Annotated in this window: 10 protein-coding genes; 8 read left to right on the top strand and 2 right to left on the bottom strand. The window is 59.7% G+C overall.

Annotated features, from left to right (window positions below; genetic code table 11):
- Nucleotides 1-69 precede the first annotated feature (69 nt).
- From ISN74_RS15060 to ISN74_RS15035, 6 genes are all read left to right on the top strand, one after another.
- The gene (locus ISN74_RS15060) at nucleotides 70-525 is read left to right on the top strand and encodes a type IV pilin protein (protein WP_188799990.1); all 456 of its coding nucleotides are present in this window, start codon (nucleotides 70-72) and stop codon (nucleotides 523-525) included.
- On the top strand, nucleotides 522-1,142 hold the full coding sequence (locus tag ISN74_RS15055) for a pilus assembly FimT family protein (protein ID WP_188799989.1): 621 nt from the start codon (nucleotides 522-524) through the stop codon (nucleotides 1,140-1,142). Before ISN74_RS15060 ends, ISN74_RS15055 begins: the two co-directional genes overlap by 4 nt.
- Entirely contained in the window at nucleotides 1,142-1,636 is a 495-nt protein-coding gene (locus tag ISN74_RS15050; protein ID WP_188799988.1) for a PilV family protein, read from the top strand. The genes ISN74_RS15055 and ISN74_RS15050 overlap by 1 nt, the downstream gene beginning before the upstream one ends.
- 4 nt (nucleotides 1,637-1,640) lie before the next feature.
- Entirely contained in the window at nucleotides 1,641-2,777 is a 1,137-nt protein-coding gene (locus tag ISN74_RS15045; protein ID WP_188799987.1) for a PilW family protein, read from the top strand.
- Between the two features lie 68 nt (nucleotides 2,778-2,845).
- Nucleotides 2,846-3,397 carry a pilus assembly PilX family protein gene (locus ISN74_RS15040; protein ID WP_188799986.1) on the top strand — a complete coding sequence of 184 codons (552 nt, stop codon included), beginning with the start codon at nucleotides 2,846-2,848 and terminating at the stop codon, nucleotides 3,395-3,397.
- Between the two features lie 50 nt (nucleotides 3,398-3,447).
- The gene (locus ISN74_RS15035; RefSeq protein ID WP_188799985.1) at nucleotides 3,448-7,458 is read left to right on the top strand and encodes a pilus assembly protein; all 4,011 of its coding nucleotides are present in this window, start codon (nucleotides 3,448-3,450) and stop codon (nucleotides 7,456-7,458) included.
- A gap of 126 nt (nucleotides 7,459-7,584) precedes the next feature.
- Here the strand turns inward: ISN74_RS15035 and ISN74_RS15030 are convergent, their stop codons facing one another.
- Entirely contained in the window at nucleotides 7,585-10,407 is a 2,823-nt protein-coding gene (locus tag ISN74_RS15030) for a valine--tRNA ligase (RefSeq protein WP_188799984.1), read from the bottom strand.
- Nucleotides 10,408-10,706: 299 nt separating this feature from the next.
- Between ISN74_RS15030 and ISN74_RS15025 the strand changes: the two genes are divergently transcribed.
- Nucleotides 10,707-11,573 (top strand): hypothetical protein, encoded by an 867-nt coding sequence (locus ISN74_RS15025; protein ID WP_188799983.1) that lies wholly within the window; start codon nucleotides 10,707-10,709, stop codon nucleotides 11,571-11,573.
- A gap of 55 nt (nucleotides 11,574-11,628) precedes the next feature.
- Entirely contained in the window at nucleotides 11,629-12,321 is a 693-nt protein-coding gene (gene tsaB / locus ISN74_RS15020; protein WP_188799982.1) for a tRNA (adenosine(37)-N6)-threonylcarbamoyltransferase complex dimerization subunit type 1 TsaB, read from the top strand.
- A 52-nt stretch (nucleotides 12,322-12,373) separates the two neighbouring features.
- Here the strand turns inward: tsaB and ISN74_RS15015 are convergent, their stop codons facing one another.
- Nucleotides 12,374-13,411, bottom strand: a complete 1,038-nt coding sequence (locus ISN74_RS15015) for a YeiH family protein (protein WP_188799981.1) — start codon at nucleotides 13,409-13,411, stop codon at nucleotides 12,374-12,376.
- Nucleotides 13,412-13,453 lie beyond the last annotated feature (42 nt).

Below are 13,453 nucleotides of genomic sequence, written 5' to 3'. Positions count from 1 at the left end.
TGGAGATCGCATTTTGCCGTGATCTTGCGCAGCTTGATGCACGCTCCAGATCGTATTTAGGGGACACGCATGAACAAAACGTGCTTGCGCCGCAGGCCGTCGGCGGGCTTTACGCTGATTGAACTGATGGTGGTGGTGGCGATCATCGCGATTCTTGCCGCCATCGCCATGCCGATTTACTCCAGCTATGTCACTCGCAGCAAACTTACCGACGCGCAGAACAACCTGAGCGCCGCGCGGGTCAGCATGGAGCAGTATTTCCAGGACTATCGGCAATACGCGAGCACCGGTAATTCCACCGAGTGCGGTGCCACCATGCCCGCTACGTCGGCCTACTTCAGCTACAGCTGCGCGTTAACGTCGGGGGGTTATCTCATCACGGCAACCGGCATTCCGGCCACGCCCACCGCCAACTTCACCTTCACTATTGATCAGAGCAATGACCGCGGCACGGTGAGTGCCAACGGCTGGTATACCGGGTCGGCCACCACGTGCTGGGTCACCAGCCAAGGCGTCTGCCAATGAAGTGGCGGGAACAGCGTGGTGTGAGTCTGATCGAGCTGATGGTCGTGGTCACGGTCATCGCCATTCTGATCATGCTGGGCATTCCCAGTTTCCAGCAATGGGTGGTCAATACGCGTATCCGCAGTATCACCGAGTCCATTCAGAACGGCTTGCGGCTTGCCCGCAATCAGGCCTCACAGCAAGACACCAATGTGCGGTTTCAGTTGAATTCCGCCAGTAGCTGGCAGGTCTGTGTGCTGCCCGCCAGTGCGGCTAGCGCAGCAGCCGAAACGGATTGCAGCAATGCCTTGAGCATCGTGCAGACATTCAATTCGCCCGGCAGTGGAAGCAATGTGCAAGTCGGTGCATCGACAGCGGTGAACAGCGTTGCAACCGGCGCATACGGCACGATCGTCAGCGGCGGTGTTCCGACCGGTATCACCTTCAATTCGCTCGGTCGACCGAGTGCTTATGGCACGACGTCGATGCTGCGCGTCGATGTCACGGCCGCGCAGGCTTCGCTGCAAGTGCAAGCGGCAGGCAGGCGTCTTGTCACCACCATTTCCGCCGGTGGGATGGTGAACATGTGCGATCCGTATTTCACGTTTAGCGCGACCAGTCCACAGGGGTGCCCCTAGTGAAAAACGCCAACGTCCGATCGAACCGGAATGGATTTGCCGTCTCGCGTCGCGGTTTTGTCTTAATCGATGCCCTGGTCGCCATCGTTATCTTTTCGATCGGTATCGTCGGTTTGGTGGAATTGCAGGCTTCTGCCATACAGATGACAAACGCTGCCAGTTACCGCCTCAACGCAGCCATGTTCGCCGATCAGGTCATTGCGCAGATGTGGGCCTACGACCCCGATCAGCTCTCGTCCGATTACGTGGGCAGCCATGGCAATGGCGGCACGAAGTATATGACTTGGCTCAGCAGCATCGATTGCACATCCACGTCACATGCCACGGGCTGCCTGCCCGGCATTCCGGCCAATCCTCCCAGCATCCAGGTCGTTCAACAGCCCATTACCAATTCCAGCAACAACCAATACCAGGTCACGGTCACGGTCAACTGGCGGGCTCCCGGCGATAACAGTGCACACAGCTATGTATCCATTACCGATATCGGGTATTGAGCCCATGCGCCGAGGAACTCAGCGCGGATTCTCGCTGATCGAATTGATGGTCGGCATACTGGTGAGCATGATCTGCATCCTGGCGATCATGTCGGCATTCGCGATTTACGAAGGCAAGAAGCGTACGACGACCAGCGGCAACGATGCGCAGCAAAACGGCAGCTATGCGCTGTATGCGCTGGAGCGGCAATTGCGCACCGCCGGCTCGGGTATCGTGCAGGGCTACAACTACAGCCTATGGGGCTGCCCGGTTAGCGCCTATACCCATATCGCCGGCAGTATCACGCAGACGCTGCCGGCCAATGCGCTACCTGCTCCATTCAGCAGCTCCAGTTGGCCGCTGACCACGCGGCTGGTATCCGTGCTGGTGGCTGCCGGTGGCAGCAACCCGGATGTCATCGGCGTGGTGGGCGGTAACTCTGCCATGCAGATTTTCCAAGTCACCGTCAGCAGCACGCCTTCGGTGGGCAGCGTGGTGGTCGGTAATGCGCTAGGCATCCTGACGGGTGATTACCTGGTGGGAACGTTGTCCGACGGAACCTGTGCGCTGGTGCATCTGCCCACGGCATCGCCGAGGGTACAGGTCAGCAGCACTACCATTGCGCTGGATGCGGCCAACAGTCCTCCCGATGGCCTGGTGACTGCCACCAAAGTATTCGATCTGGGACCGTCGCCCGCCTTCACTCTGTTCGGCGTGGACCCCACTACCAACACCTTGGTGTCGTATGACTTGCTGCAGCGGCCGGTCAACAGCAACGCTGCCACGGTTACGCCGATCGCCGATGGCATTGTGCAGATCAAGGCTTTGTACGGCATCCACAATCTTGCCGACAGCAATCCCAACCAGATTGATCAATGGGTGCAGCCTACCGGAACGACCTGGGGGATCGCCGCGCTTACCGCGAACACGTCTGCAGCGCAGACCGCCATGTCCCAGATTCAAGCGATTCGCGTCGCCGTGGTTGCACAAAGCCGTTTGCCGGAGCGTTCCTCCGATTACGTGGGAAAAACGTCGCTGACCCTGTTCTCTGATCTTCCATCGTCAGAGCAATACACCGTGACCACGCTGACGCAGTATCGCTATCAGGTCTACGACACCACCATTCCGATCCGCAACGCATTGGTCACCATGCATTATTGAAGCGACACGGTATGAATATTCCGAAGACGAGGTGCGGCCGCCACGGCAGCCGACATCGACAAGCAGGCATGATTTCCACGCTGATTGCGCTGATCGTGCTGGTGACATCGCTGCTGGCGGCGATCGCGTTGATGCGAGCGGTGGATACCAGCAACACCATTGCCGGCAGCCTCACCTTCCGCCAGGGTGTGCTGCAGGAGGCCGAGCGTGCTTATGTGGACGCGCAGCAGAAAATCACCTTTCTCCAGCCCAACAGCGATAACGATCAGGCTACGCTCGGCTATTACGCAGAGCCGCAGCCGGCCACAGCCCGTTCCGCAGGCGACGTGCCCAATGTGTTGGTGAACAATGTTACCGGCAGCATTGGCAGCGTGATGCCGCTCAATAGCAATGACAACAGCGTGACCTATGTGGTCGAACGGCTCTGCCCGACATCGGGCGCGGCCAGCGTCACGGCCTGCATCGTGCCGGGTGCTTCGATATTGGGCGGCACCTCATCCAATCAGTCGTCGGACAGCCTGACGCCGTTCAACAACGGCGCCTATGCAGCATTCCGATTGACGGTGCGCGTGGACGGTCTGAAAGGAACCACCGCCTATGTGCAAACCATTCTGCGCTGATCCACTGGCAAGCTCTAAGCGCTTTATCTAACGTCATTACGGAAGCATCCATGTCTAGGTTACTTCGCGCACTTCACAGGTTGCATCTCGATCGCGCATGGCTTGCTTGTGCGATCGTATCGTTAGTCATCGGCCAGGCCCATGCCGCGCAGACATCACTCTCCGATACGCCGGTGTACAGCACCTCCAACGTGCCGGCGAATCTGATGCTGGCTTTGTCGGTGGAATACCCCACCGGCACGGTCGGTGCCTATACCAATGCAACCGGCTACTCGTCGAGCAGCACGTACCTGGGCTATTTCGATCCGGCGAAGTGCTACAGCTACAACAACAATACCGGCGCAGGCTATTTCGTGCCTGCCAATACCTCCGGTCCCGTCTGCAACGGGTACTGGAGCGGCAATATGCTCAACTGGGCCTTGATGACGTCGCTGGATGAATTCCGCCAGGCGCTCACCGGCGGCAATCGCTTGCTCGACGGCCCATCGACCGCCGTGCCCGCGCCGATCACCGTGTTGGAACGTTCCAATCTCAATGCTGCACAAAGTACCACCAGCAACTTTCCGAACAAGCAGATCGGCAGTTCGGTAAACGTTTCGCCATCCACGGTTATCGGCGATAGCAATTACTCGTCGCAGCCTAACGTGTATCTGGAATCGGCCGGGCAAGGCACCACCTTCGTTATTTCCAACAATAGCGCTTTCAGCAATAGCGGTTGGACCAACAGCGTTCCCAATGTGGCGACCACGTACAACGCAGAAGTGCAGGTTTGCGTTTCGAGCATGTTGGAGAGCAATTGCCAAGCTTATGGTGGCAATTACAAACCTGAGGGCCTGATCCAGCAGAACTTTACAAGGGTCCGTGTAGGGGTCGCGGCATACACGTTCTCGTTTGGTAACTTAGGCGCCAATGGCGCTGTCCGCGCGCTGCTGCGTGACAATGGCCCCACCACCTATAACGGCTATGGCACGCGCTTGAACAACGCGTATGCAGAATGGTCTTCACAGACCGGTGTGTTCTCTACCAATCCCGATGCCGCCGATTCCATTTACGGCTCGGCACCTGGCGGTGTGGCCTTCACCAACAGTGGTGCGATCAATTACTTGAACCAATTCGGCTATCAAGGCAATTACGAGCACTTTGACACCGTCAGCGACCTGTACTGGGCCACGCTGGCCTACTACATGCAGGTGCCACTCGATGCGTCGTACACCTCAGGTCTGACTCAGAGCAACAGTACTGATCCGAGCTTTCCGGTGTTCACGGGCATGCCAGCCAAGTCGTCCAACCATCCGACCGTCAACGATCCGATACAGTACAGTTGTCAGAACAATGCTATCGTCGTCATCGGCGATTCGCACACCTGGTACGACACACGCGTGCCGACGACGGCGCCGGCGAGTACGAACGGTTCCGTCAGCACTCCACTCACGCCATTGATCGCGAGTGGCAACGTGGCCACCGCGCTGAATGCTTCCACCTACGTCACCACCCTCGGCAATCTGCCGCTGATCGAGGCGCAGGGCACCACCGCCGCGTCGAAGACCATGGCGCAATATCTGAATACCACTGCGCTAGGCAGCACACTCGAGGTCAGCGACACCGGAACGGCAACCTACAATCTGGCCGGGCTTGCCTATTACGCGCACATCAACGATATCCGTGCTGACATCAGCGGCAACCAGAAAATCACCACCTATATCGTCGACGTGTTGGAGCCGGGTACCTATGATGGCTCATCCAGCAGGCCCACCTACAACCCCTCTGCGCTGGGTAGTGGCGCGGGTCCCAATGAGTACTGGCTGGCGGCGAAGTACGGCGGTTTCGACGACATCAACAACAACGGTATTCCCGCGAATATTCTCACCTGGCATACCAACACCACCACTGCCGCGGCTCAGAATCTTCGTCCCGACAATTACCTGCCGGGTAACCAGGCAAACCTGATCCAATCGGGTCTGCAGCAGATCTTCAACAATTTGACGTCTAGTGCCGCGCAGACCGGCTCCGGTCTCACTGTCAGCTCGACGCGTAGCCTCAGCACGCTCGCGACCAACACGGCGCCCTACTATTCATCGGTATCGGGCTTTCCCGCTTACAGCACGCTGTATACGCCAGTGGCCTGGACCGGCGACGTGATGGGCATGATTTCGACGACAGCAGTGGGCGGCACTGTTACGGCGGTCAGTAATAGCACGCCATGGCACGCGCAGCTTCAGCTGGACACGTTGACCCAGAGCACGTCGGCTTCCGGTTCCACCATCGTCGGTTGGAATACCGGACGGCGTATTGTCACGTGGAATGGAAGCACGGGTGTGCCTTTCCGCTACAGCAGCCTTTCTGCCTCAGAACAATCAGCGGTGAACACTAGCGGCAATGGTGCGGCCCTGGTCAATTATCTGCGTGGTGACAAGAGCAATGAGGGTACGTTGTTCCGCGTGCGCACCCATGTTCTTGGCGATATCGTGGATTCCTCCACCGTGCTGGTGCAAGGTGCTCTGTCGCCCTCCTATTCGGAAACGGCAAATCCAGGCTACACGGCTTTTTCGGCCGGCGTCGCCAACCGCGAGCCGGTGGTGTATGTCGGCGGCAACGACGGCATGCTGCATGCGTTCGAAGCGGACTTCCAAACGCCCACCACCGCCAATCCGGTGACCGGCGGCGGCAGCGAATTGTTCGCCTATGTACCGAGTCTGCTTTACAACGGTCCCAATAGCACGCCACTGATCGATGGCTTGCCTGCGCTGGCCAATCTTGGTGGCGTATCCGCGAACATTTTCACACACCATTTTTATGTTGATGCCACGCCGCAGGTGGCCGATGTCGACTTCACTCTGACCGGCAACGGCCAGACCACGCCGAGCACCAGCGCTGGCACCGCCAACTGGCATACGATTCTGGTGGGTGGGCTCGGCAAGGGCGGCAAAGGCATCTACGCGCTGGACGTCACCAGCGTGCCGCAAGTCGTCGACACCACCAGCAGCGCCGCGGTGGAAAGCACGCAAGCCGGCAAAGTGCTCTGGGAATTCACCGACCCCGACATGGGCTACAGCTTTGGCGCGCCCCTGATCGTGAAAACCCGCAAATATGGCTGGGTGGTCATCATGACCTCCGGTTACGGCAACACATCCGGCTCGGATGCGCTGCAGGGCCACGGCATTCTGTATGTGCTCAATGCCCAGACCGGCGCGCTGTTGGAAAAGATCGATACCGGCGCAGGCACGATTGCCAACCCAGCCGGGCTTGCCCAGGCCGCCGCGTATACGCAGAACGTTACTGACGGCACCATCGATCAAGTCTACGCGGGTGATCTACTCGGCAATGTCTGGCGTTTCGACCTCACCGAAAGCGCTGGCACTGGCAGCTATCCGGCGCCGACCCTGTTTGCCACATTGACCGATCCATCCGGCAATCCTCAGCCGATCACTACGGCGCCGCGCATCGAGGAAAGCCTGAGTTCGAACAATCTGAGCACGCTGCGCTGGGTGTTCGTCGGCACCGGCCAGTTCCTCAATATCACTGATCTCACCAACACACAGCAGCAAACCATGTATGCGCTGCGCGACGGCAGCGGCAGCACGCCATCGACTACCGGCCTGCCGCTGGTGCGTAAAGACCTGGTCGCCAACACGGATCTTTCCACTGGCGTCACCCTGAGCGACACGGCATTGGGCTGGTATTACGACTTGACTAATTCGGCTGGCAGCAACGGGGGTACTGAACGCATCGTGGTCAATCCGGCGGCGACCAGCGGACTTGATATCGTCGCCTGGGTCACGGTGATACCGTCCAGCAATCCCTGTGCGCTGCAAGGCGCGGTGTATGCGACCACTTTCGATGGCGAGTCGGTTTTGCTAAGCAACGGCACGGCTGCACCGTATCTCACCTTGCCGGCAGCGCCAACCGGTGTACAGCTGCTGGAGGGAACCACTAGCAGCGGCACTAAGGCTGTGACCGTCGCGACCAGCAATTCGTCGGGAACCACCACGTTTCAGGGGGTCAGCACGACGCCCCCTACGAATCAGATCAACCGCGTCAATTGGCGTGAGATCTTGAACTGATGCGGAAGGGGGCCATGTGAGCCCCAGCATCGCGCCGTCATTGCATGGCGGCACGGCGCGATGTGACACATGGCCACGTCGGGGTGCGCTAGTGCGCACCCCGAGCTACGAGCATTGAGCTTTAGATCAACCCAGTTTCTGTAGCTGTTCCCGCAACGCGGTGAGCTGCGTGCCCCAATCGGCAATGCGTTGACGCTCCTGCACCACGACTTCCGCTGGCGCATTGGCGACGAAGTTGGCGTTGCTGAGCTTGTTCTCGCACTTCTTGATTTCGCTTTCGATCTTGCCGATTTCCTTGGCAAGGCGTGCTTTCTCGGCACCGAGATCGATCAGGCCGGCCAGCGGAATCAGTACGCGCAGTGAACCGACCACGGCGGCTGCGGCGGCCGGTTCATCAGCACCGGAAACAATCCACTGCGGTGCGTCCACGCGAGCGAGGAAGCTGATTTGTGCGGCGAATTTGGCGGCGCGTGCGCGATCGCTGGCGTCGCCATCGGCCAACAACAACGGGATGGTCTTGCCGGGTGCGATGTTCATCTCGGCGCGGATGCGGCGGATACCGCTGAGCACGTTCTTAAACCATTCGATTTCGGCGGTGGCAGCTTCGTCGGCGGGAATGTCGCTAGCCTTCGGCCACGGGCGTTGCAGGATACCGTCGGCCTTGATGCTCAGCTTCGGTGCGACCGATTGCCAGATTTCCTCGGTGATGAACGGGATAATCGGATGCAGCGCGCGCAACACCGTTTCCAGCACGACCAGCAAGGTGTGACGGGTCGAGGCCGCAGCGATGGCATCGTCGCCGTTGAGTGCAGGCTTGGACAGTTCCAGGAACCAGTCGCAGTATTCGTTCCACACGAATTCGTACAGCGCTTGCGCCAGCAGGTCGAAGCGATAGGTCACGAAGTGCTGCTCGACTTCACCCAGCGTTTGCTTGAGGCGGGTGAGAATCCAGCGCTCGGCTTCCGTTGCCGGTGCGCCTGATGGTGCGGGCAATTCGCCTTCCGGCAGATTCATCAGCACGAAACGGGCGGCATTCCACAGCTTGTTGCAGAACGCCTTGTAACCTTCGGCGCGCTTGATGTCGAAGTTGATGGTGCGGCTGTAGCTGGCCAACGCGGCGAAAGTGAAGCGCAGTGCATCGGTGCCGATGGCGGGAATGCCATTGGGGTAATCCTTGCGGACGCGTTTTTCGACTTTCTCGCGCACCTGCGGAATCAGCAGCGACTTGGTGGATTTTTCCACCAATGGTTCCAGTTCGATGCCATCGATCAGATCTAGCGGATCCAGCGTGTTGCCCTTGGACTTGGACATCTTCTGGCCTTCCGCGTCGCGCACGATGGCGTTGATATACACCTCGCGGAATGGCACCTGGCCGGTGAAATACTTGGTCGCCATCACCATGCGCGCGACCCAGAAGAAGATGATGTCAAAGCCGGTGACGAGTACGGCGCTGGGCAGGAAGATCTTGTCGTTCTCCCAGTTGGCGACCACTTCGCCGCGCTCATTCTTCACCGGGCCGTTGGCCGGCCAGCCAAGCGTGGAGAATGGCCACAGCGCGGAGCTGAACCACGTGTCGAGCACATCATCGTCCTGCTTCAGCGCGCCGACTGGTGCAACCGTTGCGTGTGCACGCGCGTCGGCTTCGTCTTCACCCACGAAGAAGTTGCCGGCTTCGTCGTACCACGCCGGAATGCGATGCCCCCACCAGAGCTGCCGGCTGATGCACCAGTCCTGGATGTTTTCCAGCCACTGCGTGTATGTGGTGCTCCAGTTTTCCGGCACGAACTTGATCTCGCCGGAACGCACGGCGTCAAGCGCCGGTTCGGTAATCGCCTTGCGGCCCTTTTCACTGGTCAGGTCGACGAACCATTGATCGGTCAGCATCGGTTCGATCACGGCATCCGAACGATCGCTTACGGGCACCTGCAGCTTATGCGGCTTGGTTTCGACCAAGAGGCCGGCAGCTTCTAGATCGGCGAGCACCACCTTGCGGGCTTCGTAACGATCCATGCCTTGATACTTTGCCGGCGCATTGCCGTTGACCTTCGCGTCAAGTGTGAAGATCTCGATCGGCGCCAGCTTGTGGCGCTGGCCAATGGCATAGTCGTTGAAGTCGTGCGCAGGTGTGATCTTCACGCAGCCGGTGCCGAATTCCTTGTCGACGTAATCATCGGCAATCACCGGAATCTGGCGGCCGCTCAGCGGCAGCGTGAGTGTCTTGCCGATCAGGTGCTGGTAACGCTCATCGTCCGGATGTACGGCGACAGCCACGTCACCCAGCATGGTTTCCGGGCGGGTGGTGGCGACGACGATGCTTTCATCGCTATCCGTAACGGGATAGCGGATCGACCACATATGGCCATCGCGCTCGACATTGTTTACTTCCAGATCCGATACGGCGGTGCCCAGCACCGGATCCCAGTTCACCAGGCGATTGCCGCGATAGATCAGGCCGGCGCGACACCACTCCACGAACACCTTGCGCACGGCCTCGGACAAGCCTTCGTCCATGGTGAAGCGCTCGCGTGACCAGTCGGCAGCTACACCGAGACGGCGCATCTGGTTGGTGATGGTGGAACCGGATTCTTCCTTCCACTGCCACACGCGTTCGACAAAGGGTTCACGGCCGAGGTCGTGGCGGGTCTTGCTTTCGGCGGCGAGCTGGTTCTCCACGATTTTCTGCGTGGCAATGCCGGCGTGGTCCGTGCCGACCTGCCAGAGCGTGTTCATGCCGCGCATGCGCTGATAGCGGATCAGCATGTCCATCACGGTCTGCTGGAAGGCGTGGCCCATGTGCAGGGTGCCTGTGACGTTCGGTGGCGGCAGCAGGATGCAGTAAGGCTCGCCGTGCCCCGACGGGTGGGACGCGTCGACTTTGAATTGGCCGCTCGCTTCCCAGCGGGCATACCATTTCGATTCGATCGGGCGGGGCTCGAAACTCTTTTCCATTCGGGGGCTCGGGTTGGCGCGCCGGATCAGGCGCGCGGTGGTCGGGGCAGGAAAACACCCATTGTAAGGGCAGGGACCGGGGCTGCCAAAAAGCCGCGGGGGCTGAGGCTTTGGCCGGTTCCTGCTGGCTGGCGTGGCGATTCAGCTTTGCCCTTCAATATCCGCTATATTTTCTCGCTGATTTGCATATTGATCGGGTGGGAAGGCGGGGGATGGAAGAGCGCGACGAAGTCGACATTGCAACGGCTGGCCTGCCCAGGTCGGCTGCCATCACGCCCCGCCCCAAGGTGGTCATATGCATGACCAATCACGAACGACCGGATTGCGCGCGGATCAATCAGGAGGTCATCAAGCTCAACTATCCCGAGCCCTGGCTGATCGTGCACGCCTGCTCGGACCCGACCTATCAGCCGCATAGGGAAGATGTGTTGGTCCGTTGCCAACCGCGCACCATTATTTACGGTGCGCTGAACCTGCTGCAGCAGTCGTGCCGCGCGGCGATGGAGGTTTACAACCCGCAGTATCTGGTGCATGTCGAAGCCGATACCTGGGTCTTCAACCAGGACATCATCCAGCGTTATATCGACCGGCTCGATCGCAACCCTCGTGCTTTTCTGGCGGCTTCCACCTGGAGCACGGATCAGCGTGTGCAGTGGCGCCGTCAGCGCCATCCCTTTGCAAAGGCAAAGCTGGGCGTTGCGAAAGTGCTCAATGCGATGGGCAACGATTTTGGCGTAAAGCGCAAGCAAACCTTGTCCACGCAGTTTTTTATTGCGCGCAATGATCCACGCTTCTTTGCCATGTTGGATGCGATCCAGCCCACGATCGAAAACACGCTGGAATACGATTTCTATCAAGCCTTCGTGAAGGAATTCGGTGCGCGCGCGATCATTCACATGACCGAGCGCGAGCCCGTGCATCCTGATAATCGCCATTGGTGCCCTGCGTTGACGCTGCATGCGCAGCACTGGCCCGAGCAATTGCCGCGGCCGGCGCATGTGCCCACGGATGGCACGCCGATGGAAGGCGTGACCGGGCAATACGATATTCCGGGCAAGAAAGAGGTGTTGGCCGCGTATGGGTTCAAGCACGTTGGCCCCGCGATGCGCCAACTGCTCGACGCGGCCGACACCAGCTACTACAACCCCAAGGCCAAGCGGTATTGAGGCTTTCGCAGTCGGGTTCAGAGCATCTCCGGGCTGGTAATGCGAGAATGACCGCATGAACCTGCTAGCCATCGAAACCGCCACTGAATCCTGCTCCGTCGCCCTGGTCCATGGCGAGACGGTGATTGCCCGCAGCGAACTGGCGCCGCGTCGACACGCCGAGCGCGTGTTGCCGATGGCAGACGAGTTATTGGCAGAAGCCGGTATCGGCAAGCACGCGTTGGATGCGATTGCTGTCGGTCGTGGTCCTGGTGCGTTTACCGGTGTGCGTCTGGCGGTATCGCTGGCGCAAGGCATGGCGATGGCGCTGGATTTGCCGGTAGTGACCATTTCTTCACTGGCGGCGCTGGCACTCGAAGCGCCGGAAGATGACGCTGCGATTCTGGCGGTGATCGATGCGCGCATGGGCGAGATCTATGCGGCCAGCTATCGTCGTGACGGCAATGGTGATTTGCTTGCGCTGGATGAAGAACGCGTATGCACCGCTGATTCGCTGGTGTTGCCGCATGCGGCATCGTGGAACGTGGTTGGCAGTGGCTGGGCAACGTATGCCGACGCGCTCGGCAAATCATTGGGTGGTGCGCCTCGTTTCGTAGATGGCGCCTGCTATCCGCAAGCGCGCCACATCGCCGTCTTGGCGGTGAGCGAATTCAAGGCAGGCAAGGCACACGCTCCTGAATTGGCACTGCCAGTGTATTTGCGTGACAAGGTTGCATTGACCTTGGCGGAGCAGGGAAAAAGTCGGTAACCGTAAGAGCGAAGCGTGCTTTGCTCTCACCATTCTCGGTTCCCTGCGCCAGCTACATCTGTCCGATCACCATCTGCACCAGCAAGCTGCTGATCGATACCGCTGCCCACACACCCAGGCCCAACAAGATCGGTCGCGCACCGGTTGAGGCCATCTTGCGCAGGTTGGCCGACAAGCCGATTGCAGTCAGCGCCACGATGATCATGAATTCCGCGGCTACATGCAGTGCCGGCTGGATCGCTACCGGAACGAAACCGGCTGTGCGCACGGCGGACGCTACCAGGAACCACAGGATGAACCAGGGGAAGATGCGGCGCAGGCTGAAATCGCTGGCAACGCCTGCATGCTTGGCCGCACGCTTCTCGCGCACCGCCACGGCGATCGCCAGGATCAGGCAGATCGGAATGATCAGCGTAGCGCGGGTCAACTTCACGATAGTGGCGAAATCGCCGGCGGCCTTGCTGTAGCTATAACCAGCGGCCACCACCGACGAGGTGTCATTGATGGCCGTGCCCGCCCACATGCCGAAACCAAGATCGGACAAGTGCAGCAGATGGCCCAGCAGCGGAAACAGCAGCACGGCAACGACGTTGAACAGGAAGATGGTCGAAATGGCGAACGCGGTGTCGTGATCGTCCGGCTTGATGATCGGCGTCACCGCGGCGATCGCCGAGCCACCGCAGATCGCCGTACCCACGCCGATCAGCAACTGCAGCTTGTTATGCACCTTCATCAGGCGGCCGAGCACCAGCGCCGTGACAAACGCGACACTCATCGTGACCAGCGTGACTGACAGCGATTGCAATCCGGTCTTGGCCACCTGAGTCAGGCTCAGCCCAAAGCCCAGCGCGATGATCGACCATTGCAGTATTTGCTTGCTGGCGAACTGGATGCCGGGATTGAAGCTTTCCGGCGGCGCCAGCAGGTTGCGTACCGCGATGCCCAGCACAATGCCGAACACGGGGCCGCCGATCAGCGGCACCGCATGACCGAGCAACCAAGCGGCCAGTGAAATGCCGACAGCGAGCAGAAGGCCGGAGGCGCGCAAGCGTAGGCTGGGTGTATTCATGGGGATCGAGGTGGCATTCATGGCGGGGAGCCCTTGGGGTTGGGCCTATTGTCCGCGCCGGCA

It is taken from the genome of Dyella caseinilytica, from assembly GCF_016865235.1.
GTDB classification, from domain to species: Bacteria; Pseudomonadota; Gammaproteobacteria; order Xanthomonadales; family Rhodanobacteraceae; genus Dyella_B; species Dyella_B caseinilytica.
This window is presented reverse-complemented; position numbering and strand designations above follow the sequence as displayed.